Below are 19,895 nucleotides of genomic sequence, written 5' to 3'. Positions count from 1 at the left end.
GGCATGCAGGGCCGGGCCGGTCAGGCCCGTCGGTCAGGTCGGGCAGACGCACCGGCCGTCGACGGTGCGCTCGGTGGCGGTGTGGACGTCCCGGACGGCGGCGAGCGGGACCCGGGCCACCGCCACACCCACCCGGGTCCGGTCCGCCGGCGTCCGGGCGACGACGTCGACCTGCCCCTGCTCCGCCACGGTGGCCCGGGCGAGCACGCTGAAGACGTACGCCCCGCCCTCGACGCCGTACCCGTCCGCCCACAGCTCGACCACCGCCCCGCCGTCCAGTGTCAGGTGCCAGGGCAGGGGCGGTCCGGCGGCGAAGTCCATGGCCGGGGAGTTTAGATGGTCGGGGAGTTTAGATGGTCGGAGAGTCTAAGGCGTGTCGTGTCGGTGTGTGCGCAACCAGGCGTCCAGGGTGGCGAAGTCGGCTGCGGTGAGGCCGCGTTGGTGGTCGACCCGGTGAAGGAGCGCGGGGGCGGGCGAGTGGGCCGAGACCCAGCGGCGGTCGGTGGCGGCGATCTCGTCGTCCACCCAGACGAACGGGCGGCCGGCGGCCCGGGCGACCAGCGCGCGGGTCTTCCCGTGCAGGCCGGCCGGTTCGTCGCCGTCCTCCACCGGCCAGCTCACGACGGGTAGTTGCGGCAGTCCGAGCCAGGGGGAGAGGCAGTCGTTCGCATCGGACATCCACGTCGTCGCCCACACCAGTTCGCACGGCAGGCTCAGCAGGCGCCCGCCGAGCGCCGGATCGACGCGGGCCAGCAGGGGGTTGACACCCGGGCCGGGTGCGGCGGCGGAGACGCCGCGGAAGACGGGGTAGCCGCCCGGGGGCGGCGCGCCGAAGGGGATGAGCGGTCCGTCGACGTCGAGGAACAGGAGAGGTGTACCGGGGCCTGCCATGACGGCACGATAGCGGGCCGCGTGGCACGCCGATCGGAGACCCGGCCTGGATCGGGTGTGCCGGGATCTCGTAGGGTGGCGCGACGGGAGTGGTGGCAGGCACCACCCAGCAAGGGCATCAGACGCCGCGAAGCGGCGGGGTGGGCGGTGACCAGAAGATGGCGGAGACGACAGCTGTCCCCGGAGGCCCCGAACCGGCAGCGGACTCGGGCCCCTGGGACGCCGTACCGCCGCCGCGCACCCCGGCCGAGGAGCACCCGCCCGGGCCCGCCGCGCTCTACGAGCCGCCGCCCGTGCCCCTGCTCCCGCCGTCCGCTCCGGCAGCCCCGCCGTCGGCTCCGACGGCTCCGGCCGCGGTGCCGGGACCGCCGCCGACCGCGCCCACCGGATGGACCGTCACCGGCATGCCCGCCGTGGGCGCGCCGCCGTCCACGGCCACGCCGCCGCCCTTCCCGGCCCCGGGCGTGAGCGCCCCCGGCGCGGGCGGACTGGGGGCGGCGCCGCGCGGACGGATCCTGGTCGTCGAGGGCGGCTACGGCAACTCCGGGCGCCGCACCTGGGGTCGGGGCGGTCCCGCCCAGGCGTCGGTGCTGTCCGCGATGCTCGCGGCCGTCTCACCGCAGGTACTGCTCGCCGCGGACGCGGTGGACGCCGTCCACCTCCCCGGCGCCAGCGACCCGCACACCGTCCTCGCCCACCTGCGCGCCGCGTCCCGCCATCCGGGGCCGTTGCTCGTCCACTTGGGCGGTCACGTGGTCGCCGACAAGCGCGGCGGACAGCTCCAGCTCACCCTGCGCGACTCCAAGCAGGACGGCCTGCCCTGGCAGGCCGTCGCCGCCGAGCTGAGCCACCGTCCGGCCGAGTGGCAGACCCTCGTCGTCGCCGACCTCAGCGCCGACCAGAACGCCTGGCCGTACCTCCAGGGCGCCGCCTCGCCGCTCAGCGAGGGCATCCCGCTCTGGGCGGTCGTCAGCCCGGACCCGGAGCAGATCGGCACCTTCACCAGGGCCCTGATCGAGGCGCTGCACGGCGGCCACCCCGGCGCGGGGGACGTGCTCGCGCCCGAGCAACTGCGGCAACAGGTGTACTCGGTGCTGCGGCCGGACGTCGTCATCCTGGCCACGCACGCCCCGGACCGCCCGGTCTTCCGCAACACCGCCCGCCGTGGCGACGGTCCGCCGGCCGACGTGTCGGCGCCGGTCGATGCAGTGCGGGCCGACGTGGTGCCGGTTCACGCGGTGCCGCCGGTCGATGCCGTGCGGGCCGATGTGGTGTCGTCCGGGCCGGCCGTGCTGTCGGTGCCGCCGGTGCCGGGTCGGGCGGAGTCGCAGGACGCCGTCGTCGAACCGCCCGTGGCGCCCCCGGCCTTGCCGTCGTCGGCCTCCCCGGCTCCTGGGACCGAGGCCGGTCCGGTGAGCCTGGTCAAGCCCGGCGTGCCGCCCACCCCACCCAGGCCGGCCCGCCCGGTCAGCCTGCTGAAGGGGCAGCCGGCCGGCCCGGCTGGCGTGACCCTGCACAAGCCCGCTCCGGCGGACGCGACGCCCGAGGTCGTCGAGCGGTCCGCAGGCGTGACGCTGGCCAAGCCCCAGCAGCCGGGGCCGGAGCCGGAGTTGGAGTTGGAGTCCGAGCGGGAGCGGGAGCCGGAGCAGGCGCCGGCGGACGTCGCCACGCCGACGGCGGAACCGCAGGACGCCGCTCTGACGCAGGCCCCTCCCGTTGACGCGGCCCCCGTGACGGAGGCCCCAGCGGACGCGGTGCCAGCAGACGCGGTGCCGGCGGACGAGATGCCTGACGATGCGGTGCCCGTCGACGCTCCGGCGTCCGGTCAGCCGCGTGCCGACTACCGGGAGGCCATCGGCCGGATCGTCCGCAGCGCGGATGCCGGGGAGCACGGTGCCGCCACCGAACTCGCCTTCGCCCTCGAACTGGAGGCGATCGCCGAGCACGGCGCCGCCTCCGAACCGGTCCTCCAGGTGCGCCAGGTCCGGGCACACGTGTGCCGTCTCGCGGGCCGGCCGGCCGAGGCCGCGGACATCTACCGCGAGGTGGCCCTGGCGCTGCTCCGTTCGCAGGGGCCGGACCACCCGGAGACCCAGCAGGCGGCCACCAATGCCGAGGCCTGCTGGCGCTCGGTCCCCGACCGCGCGGCGGCCCTTCGGATCGCCCCGGAGATCATCGAGCTCCGCGCCTACCTCCCGGGCCCCGACGGCCGTAAGCTCCGCGCCGCCGAGCGCTACCTCGCCCAACTGGCCGCCGCCCCGGAGCCCGCAACGCCGCCCGCCTCGGAGCCCGCTTCCGCCCTGGCGGACCGCGTCTGACCCTTCGCGCCGCACGGCCGGGCCGGACGACCGGCACCGGGCTGCGAGCAACTAACACCGAACAGAAAACAAAAAACAGAAAACAGCGAACAGATAACAGATTTCGAAATCTGTTATCTGTTCGCTGTTAGTTGTTACTTGCTACCCACCACTGCCCGTCAGCGACCGGCGATGGCGTGGACGAACTTCGCGCCGTCGATGGTGCCGAGGCCGCTGGAGAGGTCGTAGCCCTCGGTGGCGGTGTAGCCGGTGACGCCGCCCCAGGAGTTGTCGCCCTCCTTCACGTCCGTGATGCCGCTCCACGCGCTCGGGAGCAGGTTGAGCCCGTACAGGCGCCAGTTGAGCTGGCCGAGGCGGTGGCCGGCGAGCTGGTCGGCGAGGGCGACGACGCCGGAGAACAGCGGGGTGGCCTCGCTGGTGCCGCCGGTGAGGTGCCAGCCGACGGAGGTCGGGTCGTAGGACTCGTAGGTCCAGGCGCCGCCGTCGACGGCCGCGCTCATGCTGATGTCGGGCGTGCCGCGGTGGTTGCCGGTGACGTTGGCGACGCCGGCCTGGTACCACGGGCGCTCGAAGATGCCGGAGACGCCACCGCCGCCGGCGCCGGACTTGTCGTGCCACACCTTGTCGGGCGCGGTGCGCGCGCCGTTGTCGTCCAGGGTGAGCTGGGTGCCGCCGATGGAGGTGACCAGCGGGTCGGAGGACGGCCAGGAGTTGACCTTGTACGGGTACAGGTCGGTGCCGTTGGTCTGCGCGTCGGTGGCGCCGTTGTCGCCGGAGGCGGCGAGCACGGTGACGTTGTGGTCGGCGGCGGCCTGGAAGGCGTAGCGCAGGTCGGTGAGCGACTTGAAGTCGCCCTTGTCGTACCCCGGGAAGGTGTTCTCGGTGGCGCCGAAGCTCTGCGAGATGACGTCGCCGCGGCCGGCCTTGATGAGGGCCTTCTCGGCGTCCATCATCTCGGGCAGACCGGTGGTGCCCTCGGTCTCGGCGACACCGGTCTCGACCAGGACGATGTGCGCGTCGGGGGCGATGGCGTGGGCGTACTCGACGTCCAGCGTGGTCTCGCCGGCCCAGCCGGTGTGGTCGGGGTTCTTGGGGTCGAAGGCGGGGACGTTGCCCCACTTGACCACCTCGACGTTGGTGTCCTGGATGCCCCACTGCTTGTCGAAGACCTCCAGGTCGTGCTGGATGGTCGGCGAGCCGAAGGAGTCGACGATGACGATCGTGCGGCCCTTGCCGGTGATGCCCTCCTGGTACAGCGGGTTCAGGTTGTAGGCGTTCCGGTACTGCAGCGGCGAGTAGCAGTGGATGCCGATCTGACTGACGCACTGGGTGGTGGTCAGCGGGGCGGTGCGGCCCTGGGCGTTGTGGTGCCCGAAGGAGGCGGGGCGGACGTGGACGCCCGTGAGGTCGTGCGCGGGGGCGGTGGTCGCGGCGCCGACCGCCGGGACGGCGATGGTGCCGGCCGTGAGGGCGGTGGCCCCGACGGCGAGCAGAGCCAGGGCACGGCGAAGGGGGGCGGGGCTGCCCATGGGACTCCTTGGGGCGCAGGGCCCGACCTGGTCCGGTCGGGTCGGTCCGGCCATCCCATCGACTGCCGCATGATCATGCCATAGTCATTTGGTGGGGTCGCCTGATCAGAGGCATGGTCATGCTCGGCCACGCGAAAAGGTAAAGACCGTCCCAGGTGAAGGTAACCCCACGCCCGGGACGGTTATGTGACGACACGTCAGTATTATCGTACTAATGCTGAACGGTTCTTGACGATCCCCGCCCGGGCCAGCCCTACCGCGCCCCGCCGTTGACGTACAGCGTCTGCCCGCTGACGTACGAGGCGTCCTCGCTGGCCAGGAAGGCGACCACGGACGCGATCTCCTCCGGCTGTCCCACCCGGCGCAGCGGGGTCCGGGCGGAGACCTCTGCGTGCTGGTCCTCGGCCGTGCTGCCGACCCGCTCGGCGGTGGCCGCGGTCATCGCGGTGGCGATGTACCCGGGGGCGACGGCGTTGACGTTGATGTTGAACGGCCCCAGCTCGATCGCGAGGGTCGCGGTGAGCCCCTGGATGCCGGCCTTGGCGGCCGCGTAGTTGGCCTGCCCCCGGTTGCCGAGGGCGGAGCGCGAGCTGAGCGAGACGATCTTCCCGTACTTCTGCGCCACCATGTACTTCTGCGCGACGTGGCTGCAGTTGTACGCGCTGGTCAGATTGACGGTCAGGACCGCGTCCCAGTCGGCCTTCGGCATCTTGAAGAACAGGTTGTCCCGGGTGATCCCGGCGTTGTTCACCAGGATGTGCACCCCGCCGAGGTCCGCCGCGACCTGCGCGAACACCGCCTCGACGGCGTCGTAGTCGGCCACGTCGCAGCCGTACGCCCGAGCGGTGCCGCCCTTGGCGGTGATCTCCGCGACCGTCCCGGCGGCCCGTTCGGCGGTGAGGTCGACGACGGCGACGGTCGCGCCCTCCTCGGCGAGCCGGCGGGCGGTGGCCGCGCCGATGCCCTGCGCGGCGCCGGTCACGACGGCGACCCGCCCCGCGAACCTGCCCGCCAGGCCCGTCACTTCAGCCACTGCGGCTACTTCAGTCATTCCTGGTGCTCCCTTGGACTCGGACGTGAACTCGAACTCGGACGTGAACTCGGACGCGGACTCGACCGTGAACTCGGCCGCGAACGCGGGCCCGCACTCAGTCAACGTTCTCGACGAGGACGGCAGTGCCCTGACCGACCCCCACACACATGGTGGCGAGCCCGCGCCGGGCGTCGGTGCGGCGCATCCGGTGCAGCAGGGTGGTGAGGATGCGCGCGCCGGAGCCGCCCAGCGGGTGGCCGAGCGCGATCGCCCCGCCGCTCGGGTTGACCAGTTCGTCGGCCTGTTCGGGGGTGAATCCGATGCCGTCGGCGGAGGCCAGGGCCTGGGCGGCGAAGGCCTCGTTGAGTTCGGCGGTGTCGAGGTCGGCCAGCGACCAGCCGGCCCGGCCGAGCACCTTGCGGGTGGCCGGCACCGGGCCGATGCCCATCACGTCGGGGTGCACCCCGACGGAGGCGCCGGCCACGTACCGGCCGAGCGGTCGCAGCCCGAGGTCGCGCAGCGCCTCCTCGCCGACCAGGAGCAGCCCGGCCGCGCCGTCGTTCATCGGCGAGGCGTTGCCGGCCGTGACGGTGCCGCCGGGGCGGAAGGCGGGCTTGAGGCGGGCGAGTTTCTCCAGGCTGGTGTCCTCGCGGATGCCCTCGTCCTGGCCGACCGTCACGCCGTCGGGCCGTTCGACCGGGATCAGCTCGGCGTCGAAGTGGCCGTCCTTGCGGGCGGCGGCGGCCCGTTGGTGGCTGCGCAGCGCGAAGGCGTCCTGGCGTTCCCGCCCGATGCCGTACCGGCCGGCCACCTCCTCGGCGGTCTCGCCCATGCTGAGCACGCCGTGCAGTTCGGCCATCCGGGGGTTGGTGAGCCGCCAGCCGAGCCGGGTGTCGTAGGTCTCGATCCGGTGCGGGAGGGCCTCGTCGGGGCGGGGGAGGACGAAGGGGGCGCGGGTCATCGACTCGCAGCCGCCGGCCAGGACGACGTCGGCCTCGCCGGAGCCGATGGCCCGGGCGGCGAGGGTGACGGCCTCCAGCCCGGAGGCGCAGAGCCGGTTGACGGTGGCGCCGGGGACGGTCTCCGGCAGGCCGGCCAGCAGGACGGCCATCCGGGCGGCGTTGCGGTTGTCCTCGCCGGCCTGGTTGGCGGCGCCCCAGTAGACGTCGTCGATGCGGGCGGGGTCGAGGGCGGGGACGTCGGCGAGCAGGGCGCGCAGCACGGTGGCCGAGAGGTCGTCCGGGCGGACCGTGGCGAGCGCTCCGCGCAGCCGGCCGATGGGTGTGCGGCGGGCTGCGGCGAAGTAGACGGGACGCACGTCGTCGGGCTCCTATCCGGTTGAATCCGAGTGATCCGAGTGATCCGAGCAGTCAGGGTGATCCGAGCAGTCAGGACGGTCAGGACGGTCCGGGTGATCCGGGTGGTCCGGGTGGTCCGATTGACCTGTCCTGGCTGATCGGATGGGATGAACGGGCTGGTCAGAAGGCGTTGACCCCGGTGAGGGCGCGGCCGATGAGCAACTGGTGGATCTGGCTGGTGCCCTCGTAGAGGGTCATGACCCGCGCGTCGCGCAGGTACTTGCCGACCGGGTACTCGTCGATGAAGCCGTAGCCGCCGAACACCTGGAGCGCGTTGTTGGCGGCCCGGACGGCGGCCTCGCTCGCGTAGAGCTTGGCGACGGAGGACTCGGTGGCGAACGGCAGACCGCGTTCGATGTGGTCGGCGACCTTCCAGGTGAGCAGCCGGGCGGCCTCGACGTCGACGGCGATGCCGGCCAGCAGTTCCTGGACGAGTTGGTGCGAGGCGATCGGGCGGCCGAACTGCTCGCGCTCGCCGGCGTAGCGGACGGCGGCCTCCAGGCAGGCGCGGGCGATGCCGACGCAGCCCGCCGCGACGGACATCCGGCCCTTGGCGAGCGCGGACATCGCCACCCGGAACCCCTTGTCGACCTCGCCGAGCCGCGCGCTGTCGGGCACCCGGACCCGGTCGAGGGCGAGCTCGGCGGTGGCCTGGCCGCGCAGGCCGAGCTTGCCGTGGATCTCGGTGCGGGTGAAGCCGGGCAGGTCGGTGGGCACCAGGAAAGCGGTGATGCCCTTGTGGCCCTGCCGGTCGGGGTCGTCGCCGCCGGTGCGGGCGAAGACCAGGGCGACGTCGGCCCAGGTGCCGTTGGTGATGAACATCTTGGCGCCGCTGATCAGCCAGTCGTCGCCGTCCCGGACGGCGCGGGTGCTGAGGTTGGCCGCGTCGGAGCCGGTGCCGGGTTCGGTGAGCGCGAAGCAGCCGAGCGACTCGCCCGAGGTGAGCCGGGGGAGCCAGTGCTGCTTCTGCTCCTCGGTCCCGTAGCCGTTGACGGACTTGGCGACCAGGCCGAGCGTGACCGAGACGATGCCGCGGACGGCCGAGTCGCCGCGGCCGAGCTCCTCCAGGACCAGGCAGTACGCGAGGTGGTCGCCGCCGCTGCCGCCGTAATCCTCGGGGACGGTGAGGCCGAGGAAGCCGAGCCCGGCCAGTTTGCCGATGATCGCGCGGTCGACGGACTCGGCACGGTCCCAGGCGGCGGCGTGCGGAGCGATCTCGCGGTCGGTGAAGGAGGCGGCGAGGTCCCGGACGGCGCTCTGCTCCTCGGACAGCTCCAGGTTCACGGCGGCTCCAGATCCATTAAACTAGCGCTGCAAGTTTTATGGAGGGACTGTAGCCCCGGCCGGCCCGCGCTGGGAAGGGGCACCTGCCAGAATCGGTCCCCGCCCCACCCGACCGGAGGAACCGGAGGCAGCACCCCGATGGCCCGCCCGCGCACCCCGCTGCTCAGCCGCGAGCGCATCGTCGCCGCTGCTCTGCGGCTGATCGACGCCGAGGGCCTGGCGGCCCTCTCCACCCGCCGCCTCGCCACCGAACTGTCGGTCAGCGGTCCCTCGCTCTACAACCACGTCGCGACCAAGGACGAACTGCTGGACGCGGTGGTGGACAGCGTGATCGGCGAGGTCGACTTGTCGATGTTCGGCACGCCCGACGGCCCGCCCACCGCTACGCCCACCGCTAAGCCCGACGGCACGCCCGACGACGCACCCACCGCTACGCCCGACGGCCCGCCCCACGGCCGGCCGACACCCTGGCCGGACGCGCTGCGCGCCTGGGCCCGCTCCTACCGCGCCGCCCTCGCCGCCCACCCCAACATCGTGCCGGTGCTCGCCCAGGGCCCGGGCCGCCGGCCGAACGCGCTGCGCCTGGCCGACGCGGTCTTCGGCCACCTGGTCGAGGCCGGCTGGCCGCGCGGCCAGGCCACCCGGATCGGCGCGCTGATGCGCTACTTCGTCACCGGCTCGGCGCTGGCCTCCTTCGCGGCCGGCTTCCCCGCGGACGCCGAGGTGTACGACGCGGCCGACTACCCGCACCTCGGCGAGGCGCACCGGCTGGCCGGGCACCGCGGGACGGTGGACGAGGGCGCCTTCGAGACCGGCTTGGAAGCGCTGCTCGACGGGCTCGTCCTGCGCTTCGAGCGCCTCACCGAACGCCCCTAGACCCCGCCGCCGCCGACCTTCCCCCCGTCCCCCGTCCCACCGTCCCGCTGTTTCCGCCGTTCCCGCCCCCGCCTCACCAGGGCTCGCGCGCCAGGAAGGCCGGCCGCAGCGACGGGTCCACCGGGTCGTAGTACCGGTGGTAGACGGGCGTGAGTCCGCCGGAGACCGGGGGCACGATCCAGCTCCAGTCCGCCGGGGTCGGCCGGCCGAGCCGCTTCTCCTGGGCGACGTGCCGGAGGAAGCGCTCGGACTCGGTGTGGTGGTCGGCGATCGTCACTCCGGTCTCCTGGAAGGAGTGCAGCACCGCGATGTTGAGCTCGATCAGCGCGCGGTCGCGCCAGAGCGTGCGCTCGCTGGAGGTGTCCAGGCCCAGGCGCTCGGCGACGGTGCCGAGCAGGTCGTAGCGGTCGGCGTCGGCGAGGTTGCGGGCGCCGATCTCGGTGCCCATGTACCAGCCGTTGAAGGGCGCGGCCGGGTAGCGGACGCCGCCGATCTCCAGCGTCATGTCGCTGATCGCGGGCACCGCGTACCAGCGCAGGCCCAGGCCGGCGAACCAGTCGTACGCGGGGTGGGTGAGTGGCACCTCCAGGGTGGTGTCGTCCGGCAGCTCGTACCAGCGCGGGCGCTCGTCGGGGCGTTCCTGGACGAGCAGCGGCAGCACCTCGAAGCGGTCCTCGGCGCACTTCCAGCCGAGGTCGCGGGCGCGGGCGGCGAGTGCGGTGCCGGCCGGGTCGCCGACGACGGCGTCGCCGACCCGGTGGCCGGCGTAGCGGACCAGCTGCTGGTTGACGATGCGGGCGGCCGGGTGGCCCGGGCGGTCGGGGGCGAACACCGAGACCACCGGGCGGATCCGTCCGCCGTTGCCGGCCAGCCGCAGGTGCTCGAAGCACTCGGCGGCGATGTCGTCGGCCGAGTCGAGGTGGCGCAGGTCGCGCACCACCAGACTGCGCCAGTACAGCCGGCCGATGCAGCGGGCGGCGTTGCGCCAGGCGAGCTTGGCGCCGTAGGCGAGTTCGGCGGAGGTGTGCTCGTAGCTGCCGGTGCGCCCGATCTCGTCGAGGACGGCCCGTATCCGGGCGTCCGGGGCCCCGGTGGCGGGCTGCTCGCGATGGAAGCGGCGGATGAACTCGGCGGCCTGCTCCGGGTCGGTGAACGGCGGCGTGGACGATGGCGGCGGCGTGGACGATGGCGGGGGCGACGGCAGGGCCGCGGTCGGGGCGTGGGTGTGGGTGTGGGTGTGGGCGTACGGGCAGCCGCCGGCGGGGGCGGCGGGGGCGGCGGCTGGTCTGCGGGCGCGGAGCCGGTTGAAGATCAAGGACACATCCCTCCTGGCGAACAGGAGTACCGGAGGTGTCCGGGCCGCCGCAGGGAGTGAACGATTCGGCCCCCGCACCCGCGCTGATCGCGCTAGGGTGCGGGGGCCGATGGTCGGACTGTCGGATCAGCCCATGTCCTCCAGTCGGACGCCCTTGGTCTCCTTCATGAACTTCGCCACGAAGACGATCGACAGCGCCGCGAACGCCGCGTACACCAGGTAGGTCGCCGACAGGTTCCAACGCGACATCGACGGGAACGACACGGTGATCGCCCAGTTGGCGATCCACTGCGCGGAGGCGGCGACGGACAGCGCGGCGGCCCGGATGCGGTTCGGGAACATCTCGCCGAGCATCACCCAGACGACGACGCCCCAGGACATCGCGAAGAACAGCACGAAGGCGTTGGCGGCGACCAGTGCGACGGTGCCCTGGAGGTCGGGCAGCGTGACGTTGTCGCCGCTGCCGGTGGCGGAGGAGAACGCCCAGCCGGCCGCGCCGAGCGCGACGGCCATGCCGGCCGAGCCGATCAGGGCGAGCGGCTTGCGGCCGATCCGGTCCACCAGCAGGATCGCGACGACGGTGCCGAGGATGTTGATGACCGAGCCGACGAAGCTGATCAGCAGCGAGTTGCTCTGGTCGATGCCGACCGACTGCCACAGGATCGACGAGTAGTAGAAGATCACGTTGATGCCGACCAGCTGCTGGAAGACCGACAGGCCGATGCCGACCCAGACGATCGGCAGCAGGCCGAAGCGCCCGCCGAGCAGGTCGCCGAAGCGCGGGCGGTGGTCGGAGGCGATCAGCCCCTGGACCTCGGCGATCCGGGCGTCGGTGTCGATGTCCTGGCCCTCGACCTGGGCGAGCACGGCGCGGGCGTCGTCCAGCCGGCCGGCCTGGATCAGGTAGCGCGGGGACTCGGGGATCACCGAGGCGAGGGTGAAGTAGACCGCGGCCGGGACGACGCAGATGCCGAGCATCCACTGCCAGGCCTCCAGGCCGAGCAGCTGGCCGCGGGTGTCGCCGCCGGCCGCGTTCGCCAGCAGCCAGTTGACCAGCTGGGAGATCGCGATGCCGAGCACGATCGCGGCCTGCTGGAAGGAGGCCAGGCGGCCCCGGTACTTGGTGGGCGCGACCTCGGCGATGTAGGTCGGGGCGATCACCGAGGCGATGCCGATGGCCGCGCCGCCGAGCACGCGCCAGAAGGCGAGGTCCCAGGCGGCGAAGGGGAGCATCGAGCCGATCGCGCTGACCGCGAACAGCAGCGCGCCCGCCTTCATGACCTTGATGCGGCCGTAGCGGTCGGCGAACCGGCCGGCCAGTGCGGCGCCGATCGCCGAGCCCAGCAGGGCGGAGGAGACGATCAGACCGGTCACGCCGTCGCCGACGCCGAACTTCTCCTGGATTCCGGAGACGGCGCCGTTGATCACGGAACTGTCGTAGCCGAACAGGAACCCGCCGAGGGCTGCGGCGGCGGTGATGAAGACGACGAAGCCGAGGCGGCCGGGCGCGGAGGCCTCGACCGCCCCGGAGGGCTGCTTGGTGACGCTCACGATCTTGACTCCTGGTACTCAACGCTGAGCTCGGTAGCCGAGATCGTAACCCCTATTCGTTTAAGTCTTGTACACCTGAAACCTCAATTTTTGCTCTGAGTATTCGTAAAGTGAACAAGCAAATTCAGCCGCGCCGAACGCCCCTGCGCCGCCGAACCTCCCTACGCCGGGGCGGACAGGGACAGCCCGAACCGGCCCTCCTCGTCCGTCCACCAGTGGCTCAGCCGCAGCCCGGCCGCCGCCAGCTCGGCGGACACCCGCTCCCGGCGGAACTTGGCGGACACCTCGGTGCGCAGCTCCTCGCCCCGGTCGAAGTGCACCGGCAGGTTCAGCGCCGGGATCTTCACGGTCTGCGCGCGCAGCGAGCGCAGCCGCATCTCGATCCACTCCCGGTCCGGGTCCCACCGCGCGACGTGCGCGAACGCGGTCGGGTCGAAGTCGGCGCCCAGCTCGCGGTTGAGCACGTTGAGCACGTTGAGGTTGAACTCGGCGGTCACCCCGGCCGCGTCGTCGTAGGCGGCGACCAGCATCGACGGGTCCTTGACCAGGTCGGTGCCGAGCAGCAGGAAGTCGCCCGGGTCGAGGGCCGCGCGCAGCCCGCGCAGGAAGGCCGCCCGCTCCTCGGGCAGCAGGTTGCCCAGGGTGCCGCCGAGGAAGGCGACCAGCCGGGGGCCGCCCTCCGGGGGCAGGCCGAGCCGGGCGGTGAAGTCGGCCAGCACGCCGTGCACGGCGAGCCCGGGGTACTCGGCGGCGAGCGCGACGCCGGCGGCGGTCAGCGCGCTCTCGCTGACGTCCACCGGGACGTACGTCTCCAGGGTGCCGAGCGCGCGCAGCGCGTCCAGCAGCAGCCGGGTCTTCTCGGAGGAGCCGGAGCCCAGCTCGACCAGCGTGCGGGCCCCGGTGGCGGCGGCGATCTCGCCGGCCCGGGCGGTCAGGATGGCCCGCTCGGCGCGGGTCGGGTAGTACTCCGGCAGCCGGGTGATCTCCTCGAACAGCTCGCTGCCCCGCGCGTCGTAGAACCACTTCGGCGGCAGCCACTTGGGTTCGGAGGTCAGCCCGTGCTGCACGTCGTGGCGCAGCGCGGTGCTGAAGTGGTCGGCGGGCAGCAGCCGGGTGAGATCAAATGTGTCCATGACAGGGTGGGTCCTCTGTTCAGAAGATGAAGGGGCGATGGAGGATCAGTAGCGGCCGAGGAGCTGACGGACGGTGACGCCGCGCTCGTCGACCACCACCAGCGAGCCGTCCGGAACGGCCGTCCAGCCGGGGGCGTCGTCGTACGGCTCGGAGGCCACCACCGTGCCGAGCCCAGGCAGGTCGCGGTGGTGCAGGGTGTCGCCCCAGGCGGTCGCGGCGAGCGTGCGGCCGTCGGTGAGCAGCAGGTTGAGCCGGCCGGTGGTGTGCGCGGTGACGTCCGCGACGGTGCCCGCCAGCGCCTCGCCGAGCCCGGCCCCCGCCCGCAGCCGGTGCAGGACCAGGGCCCACAGCAGCGCCGAGTCGGTGCGCGCCTCCAGCTCCAGCAGCTCGGCCGGCGGGAGCAGGGCGGCCAGCGCGTCCAGCTTGCCCGGCCAGCCCGCCACCGCGCCGTTGTGGCTGAACAGCCAGTGCCCGGCCGCGAACGGCGCCGCCGCGCTCTCGCCCGCCGCGCAGCCCTCGGTGGCGGAGCGCACCGCCGCCAGCAGCGCCCGGGTGCGGATCACCCGGGCGAGGTCGGCGAACGCGGCGTCCGCCCAGATCGGCCCGTCCCGGCGGTAGCGGGCCGGCACCTCGTCGCCGTCCGCGTACCAGCCGAGGCCGAAGCCGTCCGCGTTGACCGTGCCGTACTGCTGCGCCCGGGGCGCCCAGGACTGCCGGTACAGGCCGTGCGGCGGGTGCACCAGCAGCTCCTGCGGCGCCACCGGCTCACCCAGGTAGGCGAGGTGGCGGCACATCAGGCCACCTCCAGGTCGCGGGCGGTGCGGAACCCGGCGAAGATCTGCCGCCGGACGGGGTAGTCCCAGTTGCGGAAGGTGCCCCGGCAGGCGACCGGCGCCACCGCGAAGCAGCCGCCGCGCAGCACCTTGTACTCCGGTCCGAAGAAGACCTCCGAGTACTCCTGGTACGGCCAGGCCCGGAACCCCGGGTAGGGGCGGAAGTCGCTGGCCGTCCACTCCCACACGTCGCCGATCAACTGCCGTACGCCGTACGGGGACTCGCCCGCCGGGTAGCCGCCGGCCGGGGCCGGGCGCAGGTGCCGCTGCCCGAGGTTGGCGTGCTCGGCTCCGGGGGTCTGGTCGCCCCACGGGTAGCGGCGGGAGCGGCCGCTCGCCGGGTCGTGCCGGGCCGCCTTCTCCCACTCCGCCTCGGTCGGCAGCCGCCGTCCGGCCCACCGGGCGTAGGCGTCCGCCTCGTACCAGCTGACGTGCAGGACGGGCTCGTCCGCCGGGACGGGCTCCACCGCGCCGAACCGGCGCCGCAGCCACTGGCCGCCGTCCAGGCGCCAGAACAGCGGGGCGGTCAGGTCGGCCCGCCGCCGGTGCTCCCAGCCCTCGGGCGTCCACCAGCGCGGCTCGTCGTAGCCGCCGTCCGCGATGAACCGCTGGTACGCGGCGTTGGTGACGGGCGTGGTGTCCAGCAGGAAGGCGGGCAGCTCGACCACGTGCGCGGGGCGCTCGTTGTCCAGCGCCCACGGCTCGGTGTCGGTGCCCATGGTGAACGGCCCTGCGGGGACGAGCACTTCGGCGGGCAGCGCGGCCGCGTCCGCCGGGGCGGGCGGCGGCGGGGGAGCGGCCAGCGCCGGCTCCCCCGTGCGGAGCTGGTGGGTGATCAGCATCGTCTCGTCGTGCTGCTGCTCGTGCTGGGCGATCATCCCGAACGCGAACCCCGCGTCCAGCAGCGGCGCCCCCTCCAGCGGACTGGCCGCCAGCAGGTCCAGCACCCGGCCGCGCACCTCGTGCGCGTACGCCCGGGCCTCGGCGGGCGCCAGCAGCGGCAGGCTCGGCCGCTCGGCCCGGGGGTGCTGGAAGGCGTCGTACAGCGGGTCGATCTCCGGGTGCATCGGGTCGCGGCCGCCGACGTTGCGCAGCAGCCAGAGTTCCTCCTGGTTGCCGATGTGTGCCAGGTCCCAGACCAGCGGGGACATCAACGGCGAGTGCTGGGCGGTGAGGTCGCCGTCCTCGACGCAGTCGGTGAGCGCGGCGGTGCGGGCGCGGGCGGCCAGCAGTTCGGCCGCGATGGTCTCGCGCAACTCCTCGGTGCCCGCCGCCGGGGCGGCAGGGGGGCGGACGTCGGTCATGGTGCGGCCTCCTCCGGAGGAGTGCGTCGGGTGCCGGAGCGCAGGGCGTCCAGCTGGTCGTCGGCGGGGCAGCGGCCGCGCGCGGGGTAGCGCTCGGCGAACTCGGCGACGGCGGCGCGCAGCCGTCCGGCGCCGGGCAGGCGGCCCAGCGCGGCGTCGGCGGCGGCGAAGCAGGTCAGGGCGGCGCGGCGCAGCTCGGGATCGGCGACGGCCAGCGTCGCGGCCCGGCGCCAGACGTCGCTGCGCGGCGGGCGCGGACCGTCCGGGCGGTCCAGCGGCTCCAGCGCGGCGAGCGCGGCCTCGGCGGCCAGCGGGTCGTCCAGCAGCGCGGTGACCAGGGCGGTGGGTACGACCCAGCCGTCCCCGGGCTGGGCGTCGATCATGCGCAGCTCCAGGTGGCCGCGCGGGCGCACCGGCGGGAACAGGGTGGTCCGGTGGTAGTCCAAGTCGGCCAGCGTGGGCGGGCGTTCACCGCCGCCGCGGACCCAGTCGCGGAAGGTCAGGCCGGGCGGGGCCGTCCACGGCAGCCCCTCCGGGCGGCGCACGCACAGCACCTCGGCGTCCAGCACGTACTGCGCCCAGGCCTCGCGCGGGTCGCCGTGGTCCGGCTCCGGGGCGAGCGTGCGGGTCGGGTCCATCCGGGACCAGACGGTCTGCCGGGTGGACCGGTGACCGGTCGGCCTGCCGTCCAGCAGCGGGGAGTTGGCGAAGGCGGCGACCAGGACCGGGCCGAGCAGGTGGGTCAGCCGCCAGCGGCGCTCCACCGCGTGCGGGCCACCCGCGTCGCCGGCGTCCAGGCACACCTGCACCGAGGCCGTGCCGGTCATCATGATCCGGCCCCAGGGGCCGGCGGAGTCGAAGAACCGCTCCATCGCGAGGTAGCGGGGGTGGTCCAGGACCATCAGGCGGGGGCGGGCCAGCGGGTCCGTCCCGGTGCCGGTGAGGCGCAGGCCCTGCGCCGCGAAGGCGGCCCGCAGGGCGGTCAGATCGCGTCGGGTGTCCTCGACGCAGGCCAGGAGGCCGGTGGCGGGCGGGGAGCTGAGCTCGACCTGCCCGCCGGGTTCGAGCGTGAGCCGCGAGCCGGAGGGGAGCGAGGCCCCGTCCGGGCCGCCGAGTGGCAGCGACTCCAGTGCGGCGTGGACCAGTTCCGGTCGGACGGGCTTACCGGGACATCGGTCGTCGTGGACGAACCACTCGACCTCGACGCCCACCAGCCGGGGCGGTCCGATCTTGAAGCAGACGCCCGACACGTGGCTGAGCGCCCCCGACTCGGTCAGCGGGGTCACCCCCGGCGGGGGCGCTGGGGGGCTCTGCCGGTCGGGCGGAGTGGTGCGGGATGTCGGTATCACCGGACTTACCATCCTCGGGGTCAGGATTGCGGCCCGAACTACCCTGCCCAGTCTGCTACGGAGCATGCGGGGGCGCTTCGCAAATATCGTGTGAACGTTCGTTTCTGCAGGTCAGGGGTGGCGCGATCGGGTGAATCCGGGGATCCGGGGCGGCTTTCCGGGCGTGCGCGGGGTGCCGGGCGGGAGCGTTGAGGGACGTCGGTGAGCAGAGGGCGCGCGGGCGTCGGGCGGGGTGCCCCGGCGGTTCGGTCACCGTCGGTCGAGGCGCTCCAGGACGGTGTCCAGCACCGGGCCCGGCAGGGCGTAGTTCAGCCGCAGCCCGCCCCGGCCGCCGGGGCCGAACTCGGCGCCGTCCGAGGCCTCCAGGCCGCAGCGCTCCAGCAGCGCCCGGCGGGCCCCGTCCGGCGGCAGCCCCAGGGCGGCGGCGTCCAGCCAGAGCAGGTAGGAGGACTGCGGCGCGGAGCGGACGGCGGGCCCCAGCCGGCCGGTGAGCCGGGCGCGGGCGGCGGCGAGGTGGGCGAGCAGTGCGTCCAGCCACGGCCCGCCCTCGGCCAGCGCCGCCCGCTGGACGGTCTGCTCCAGCAGGCCGCCCTCCCAGAGGCCGAAGCCGGCCAGCACCTCGGTGAACCGGGCGCGCAGGCCCGGATCGGGGACGAGCGCGAAACTGCTCGGCAGGCCGGAGCAGTTGAAGGTCTTGCCGACCGAGTTCAGCGTGACCACCCGGGGCCGGAGCGCCGCGTCGACGGTGGCCACCGCCACCGGGTGGACGTACCCGGGGTGGGTGAGATCGCCGTGCACCTCGTCCGAGACCAGCAGCGCGCCGGCCTCCGCCGCCCGCTCGGCGAGGGACCGCAGTTCGGCGGTCGGCCAGACCCGGGCGGAGGGGTTGTGCGGGCTGCTCAGCAGAACGGCTCCGGCCGGGTGGGGGAGCGGGCCGTCCGGGAGCCGGTAGCCGTCCGGGCCGACGGCCAGGGGCAGTTCCCGGTACGGGAGGCCGGCCGCCCGGCACAGTTGGGCGAAGCCGCCCCACTCCGGCGTCGGGAACAGCACCGGCGCCTGCGGGCGCACGGTCTCCAGCAGCAGGCGCAGGGCGGTGCGCGGGCCGCAGGGCAGCAGCAGCACCCAGTCCGGATCCACCTCGACGCCGTGCCGCGAGCGGTACCAGCGGGCCACCAGTGCCCGCCCGGCCGGGTCGCACACCGTGTACCCGTACGCGCGGTGGCGGGCCCGGCGCTCCAGCGCGGCGGCCACGGCCGGGGGCCCGGGCAGGTCCATGTCCGCCAGGCCCATCGCGATCACCCCGGGCGCCCCCGCGCGGGCCCACTTGCTGCTGCCCGTCCCGGTCCGGTCGAAGGGGGCCGCGAAGCCGAACGCGTCCGGTGCGGTGGTGGGCATGACGGCCTCCGGTGGTCGGGGGTGCGCCGCCACGCTAGAGCCGGACGGGTCCTGGCCGCCACCGGCCGTGTGGTCACCTCTTCGCCGGCCCGCCCCCGCTGCCCAGGTGCGCCGCCAGCCCCCGCCGCCCCCGGCGCATCATCACCGCGTGGTTGGCCCGGAACAGCGGGTGCAGGGGCAGCGCGAGGCGGCGCAGCAGGGGTTTGCCGGGGCGGGTGTCCTCCTCGAAGAGCACGCGGCTGCCCGGCCCGTCCGAGGTGACGGTGAACCGTGACCACCCGGTGAGATCGCCCCGCATGGCCGCCTCCAGCACTCCGGCGGCCGGGTCGCGCCGTCGGGTCTCCAGGCGGATCACCAGCCGGTACGGCAGCAGCGCGCGCACCACGAGGTCCCCGGACTCCTCGCCGGTCTGCCGGACTTCGAGGACCTCGGGCCACCACAGCGGGTAACTCCGTACGTCCTCCAGTGCCGAGTACACGTCGGGCGCCGGCGCCGCGAGTCGCCACGTGCCCCGGAAACGGTAGTGGTTGGGGTCCACGCGCCCCACCCTAGGACGCTCCGGTCCGGAGCCGGCCCGTTTCGGTCGGGTTCCCTCGCCGACACCCGGGCCCTACGGTGGCCCGGCTGTCGACGCGACCGGTGCCGGTGAGACGGGCGGCGAACGCTCCGTAAACGTCGCATGCCAGGAGGGAGGTGTTCCGCTTGCGGCCGTTCGGGGTGCAGGGGAGGATCTTGTGTGCTTGTAGTCTCGTCTGTCACAGCAGCTGTCGCGAGGCACTGCATCCCCGGAAAACGGAGTGAAGGAGTCACAGGCATGCGGCGACCGAGCTGGGTACCGGAGGGCACGGACCTGGACAAACCGAACGCCGCGCGGGTCTACGACTACTACCTGGGGGGCTCGCACAACTTCGAGGTCGACCGGGAGATGGCGCGCAAGGCGATGGCCCTGTGGCCGGAGCTGCCGCAGATCATGCGCTCCAACCGGGCCTTCCTGCGGCGGGCCGTGTCCTTCCTGGCCGAGCGCGGCGTCACCCGCTTCCTGGACATCGGCTCCGGCATCCCGACCTTCGGCGCGGTGCACGAGATCGCCCGCGCGATCCGCCCCGAGGCGACGGTCCTCTACGTGGACCGGGACCCGGTCGCCGTCGCGCACAGCCGCCTGCTGCTGGAGGACGACCCCGGCAGCGAGGTCGTCCAGGCCGACCTGCGCGACATCCACGACCTGCTGGCCCGCCCCGAGGTGGCCGCCCTGCTGGCGCAGGGCGAGCCGGTGGCCGTCCTGCTGGTCGCCGTCGCGCACTTCGTCACCGACGACGAGGACCCGTGGAAGCTCATCGGCACGCTCCGTGACGCGCTCCCGCCCGGCAGCGCGCTGGTCCTCTCGCACGCCTCCCTGGAGGGCCGACCGGACCAGGCGGAGGACCACCAGGAGCTCTACCGCAGGACGCCGACCCCGCTGACCATGCGCACCCACGAGCAGATCAGCGGGATGTTCGCCGGCTTCGAGCTGGTCGAACCGGGCGTGGTCTACCTGCCGCAGTGGCGCCCGGACCAGCCGGAGACGGTCGGCGAGCACCCCGAGCGGATGACCGGGGTGGCGGGCGTGGGGTTCCGCCCTTGAGCGGACGGATCGGGCGAGTGCCCGAGCGCCCCGGGGACCCCGCAACGGCCGCCCGTCCCCCCCCCCGGCCCCCCGCCCCGCCCCCAGCGGCCCCGGCGCGGCGC

Annotated in this window: 17 protein-coding genes; 3 read left to right on the top strand and 14 right to left on the bottom strand. The window is 74.0% G+C overall.

The genetic code is table 11. The features are described 5' to 3' along the window. Positions 1-33: 33 nt before the first annotated feature. Positions 34-321: a hypothetical protein gene (locus ACFV6I_RS19495; protein WP_380373941.1), complete on the bottom strand. Its 288-nt coding sequence runs from the start codon at positions 319-321 to the stop codon at positions 34-36. 45 nt (positions 322-366) lie between these two features. After that, positions 367-891, bottom strand: a complete 525-nt coding sequence (locus ACFV6I_RS19490) for an HAD domain-containing protein (protein ID WP_380426578.1) — start codon at positions 889-891, stop codon at positions 367-369. Positions 892-1,049: 158 nt separating this feature from the next. Between ACFV6I_RS19490 and ACFV6I_RS19485 the strand changes: the two genes are divergently transcribed. Continuing rightward, positions 1,050-3,209 (top strand): hypothetical protein, encoded by a 2,160-nt coding sequence (locus ACFV6I_RS19485; protein WP_380426576.1) that lies wholly within the window; start codon positions 1,050-1,052, stop codon positions 3,207-3,209. A 158-nt stretch (positions 3,210-3,367) separates the two neighbouring features. Here the strand turns inward: ACFV6I_RS19485 and ACFV6I_RS19480 are convergent, their stop codons facing one another. The 4 genes from ACFV6I_RS19480 to ACFV6I_RS19465 all read right to left on the bottom strand — a co-directional run bounded on the left by ACFV6I_RS19480 (position 3,368) and on the right by ACFV6I_RS19465 (position 8,413). After that, entirely contained in the window at positions 3,368-4,738 is a 1,371-nt protein-coding gene (locus ACFV6I_RS19480; RefSeq protein WP_380426574.1) for a S8 family serine peptidase, read from the bottom strand. Positions 4,739-4,991: 253 nt separating this feature from the next. Further along, positions 4,992-5,762, bottom strand: a complete 771-nt coding sequence (gene fabG / locus ACFV6I_RS19475) for a 3-oxoacyl-ACP reductase FabG (protein WP_244293711.1) — start codon at positions 5,760-5,762, stop codon at positions 4,992-4,994. A gap of 124 nt (positions 5,763-5,886) precedes the next feature. Then, the gene (locus ACFV6I_RS19470; RefSeq protein ID WP_063350054.1) at positions 5,887-7,089 is read right to left on the bottom strand and encodes an acetyl-CoA C-acyltransferase; all 1,203 of its coding nucleotides are present in this window, start codon (positions 7,087-7,089) and stop codon (positions 5,887-5,889) included. 160 nt (positions 7,090-7,249) lie between these two features. Next, a complete protein-coding gene (locus ACFV6I_RS19465; RefSeq protein WP_380426572.1) occupies positions 7,250-8,413 on the bottom strand; it encodes an acyl-CoA dehydrogenase family protein in 1,164 nt (387 codons plus the stop codon). A 138-nt stretch (positions 8,414-8,551) separates the two neighbouring features. Between ACFV6I_RS19465 and ACFV6I_RS19460 the strand changes: the two genes are divergently transcribed. Further along, positions 8,552-9,289: a TetR/AcrR family transcriptional regulator gene (locus ACFV6I_RS19460; protein WP_380426570.1), complete on the top strand. Its 738-nt coding sequence runs from the start codon at positions 8,552-8,554 to the stop codon at positions 9,287-9,289. Positions 9,290-9,362: 73 nt separating this feature from the next. On the opposite strand, the gene ACFV6I_RS19455 is transcribed toward ACFV6I_RS19460, so the two are convergent. From ACFV6I_RS19455 to ACFV6I_RS19420, 8 genes are all read right to left on the bottom strand, one after another. Beyond that, the gene (locus ACFV6I_RS19455; RefSeq protein WP_380426580.1) at positions 9,363-10,493 is read right to left on the bottom strand and encodes a nitric oxide synthase oxygenase; all 1,131 of its coding nucleotides are present in this window, start codon (positions 10,491-10,493) and stop codon (positions 9,363-9,365) included. 237 nt (positions 10,494-10,730) lie between these two features. Then, entirely contained in the window at positions 10,731-12,155 is a 1,425-nt protein-coding gene (locus ACFV6I_RS19450; RefSeq protein ID WP_244293502.1) for a sugar porter family MFS transporter, read from the bottom strand. Between the two features lie 161 nt (positions 12,156-12,316). After that, on the bottom strand, positions 12,317-13,288 hold the full coding sequence (gene egtD / locus ACFV6I_RS19445; RefSeq protein ID WP_063350058.1) for an L-histidine N(alpha)-methyltransferase: 972 nt from the start codon (positions 13,286-13,288) through the stop codon (positions 12,317-12,319). A 45-nt stretch (positions 13,289-13,333) separates the two neighbouring features. After that, on the bottom strand, positions 13,334-14,083 hold the full coding sequence (gene egtC, locus ACFV6I_RS19440; RefSeq protein ID WP_380426568.1) for an ergothioneine biosynthesis protein EgtC: 750 nt from the start codon (positions 14,081-14,083) through the stop codon (positions 13,334-13,336). Then, positions 14,083-15,426, bottom strand: coding sequence for an ergothioneine biosynthesis protein EgtB (gene egtB, locus ACFV6I_RS19435; RefSeq protein ID WP_380426566.1), 1,344 nt, complete (start codon positions 15,424-15,426; stop codon positions 14,083-14,085). Before egtB ends, egtC begins: the two co-directional genes overlap by 1 nt. Then, on the bottom strand, positions 15,423-16,712 hold the full coding sequence (gene egtA / locus ACFV6I_RS19430) for an ergothioneine biosynthesis glutamate--cysteine ligase EgtA (protein WP_063350060.1): 1,290 nt from the start codon (positions 16,710-16,712) through the stop codon (positions 15,423-15,425). Before egtA ends, egtB begins: the two co-directional genes overlap by 4 nt. 312 nt (positions 16,713-17,024) lie before the next feature. Further along, positions 17,025-18,170 carry an aminotransferase class I/II-fold pyridoxal phosphate-dependent enzyme gene (locus tag ACFV6I_RS19425; protein ID WP_380426564.1) on the bottom strand — a complete coding sequence of 382 codons (1,146 nt, stop codon included), beginning with the start codon at positions 18,168-18,170 and terminating at the stop codon, positions 17,025-17,027. A 73-nt stretch (positions 18,171-18,243) separates the two neighbouring features. After that, positions 18,244-18,708 carry an SRPBCC family protein gene (locus tag ACFV6I_RS19420; protein WP_380426562.1) on the bottom strand — a complete coding sequence of 155 codons (465 nt, stop codon included), beginning with the start codon at positions 18,706-18,708 and terminating at the stop codon, positions 18,244-18,246. Between the two features lie 276 nt (positions 18,709-18,984). Here ACFV6I_RS19420 and ACFV6I_RS19415 point away from each other — a divergent pair, with 276 nt between their 5' ends. Continuing rightward, the gene (locus ACFV6I_RS19415; protein ID WP_363367238.1) at positions 18,985-19,791 is read left to right on the top strand and encodes an SAM-dependent methyltransferase; all 807 of its coding nucleotides are present in this window, start codon (positions 18,985-18,987) and stop codon (positions 19,789-19,791) included. Positions 19,792-19,895: the final 104 nt, after the last annotated feature.

It is taken from the genome of Kitasatospora sp. NPDC059803, from assembly GCF_042732255.1.
Classification (GTDB): Bacteria; Actinomycetota; Actinomycetes; order Streptomycetales; family Streptomycetaceae; genus Kitasatospora.
Note: the sequence above shows the minus strand (reverse complement) of the source record. Positions and strands in the feature narration are given on the sequence as shown.

Bases quoted from the DNA above. Each gene is read 5' to 3' on its own strand.
- ACFV6I_RS19495 (WP_380373941.1), bottom strand. From the start codon at position 321: ATGGACTTCGCCGCCGGACCGCCCCTGCCCTGGCACCTGACACTGGAC.
- ACFV6I_RS19490 (WP_380426578.1), bottom strand. From the start codon at position 891: ATGGCAGGCCCCGGTACACCTCTCCTGTTCCTCGACGTCGACGGACCG.
- ACFV6I_RS19485 (WP_380426576.1), top strand. From the start codon at position 1,050: ATGGCGGAGACGACAGCTGTCCCCGGAGGCCCCGAACCGGCAGCGGAC.
- ACFV6I_RS19480 (WP_380426574.1), bottom strand. From the start codon at position 4,738: ATGGGCAGCCCCGCCCCCCTTCGCCGTGCCCTGGCTCTGCTCGCCGTC.
- ACFV6I_RS19460 (WP_380426570.1), top strand. From the start codon at position 8,552: ATGGCCCGCCCGCGCACCCCGCTGCTCAGCCGCGAGCGCATCGTCGCC.
- egtD (WP_063350058.1), bottom strand. From the start codon at position 13,288: ATGGACACATTTGATCTCACCCGGCTGCTGCCCGCCGACCACTTCAGC.
- egtC (WP_380426568.1), bottom strand. From the start codon at position 14,083: ATGTGCCGCCACCTCGCCTACCTGGGTGAGCCGGTGGCGCCGCAGGAG.
- egtB (WP_380426566.1), bottom strand. From the start codon at position 15,426: ATGACCGACGTCCGCCCCCCTGCCGCCCCGGCGGCGGGCACCGAGGAG.
- ACFV6I_RS19425 (WP_380426564.1), bottom strand. From the start codon at position 18,170: ATGCCCACCACCGCACCGGACGCGTTCGGCTTCGCGGCCCCCTTCGAC.
- ACFV6I_RS19415 (WP_363367238.1), top strand. From the start codon at position 18,985: ATGCGGCGACCGAGCTGGGTACCGGAGGGCACGGACCTGGACAAACCG.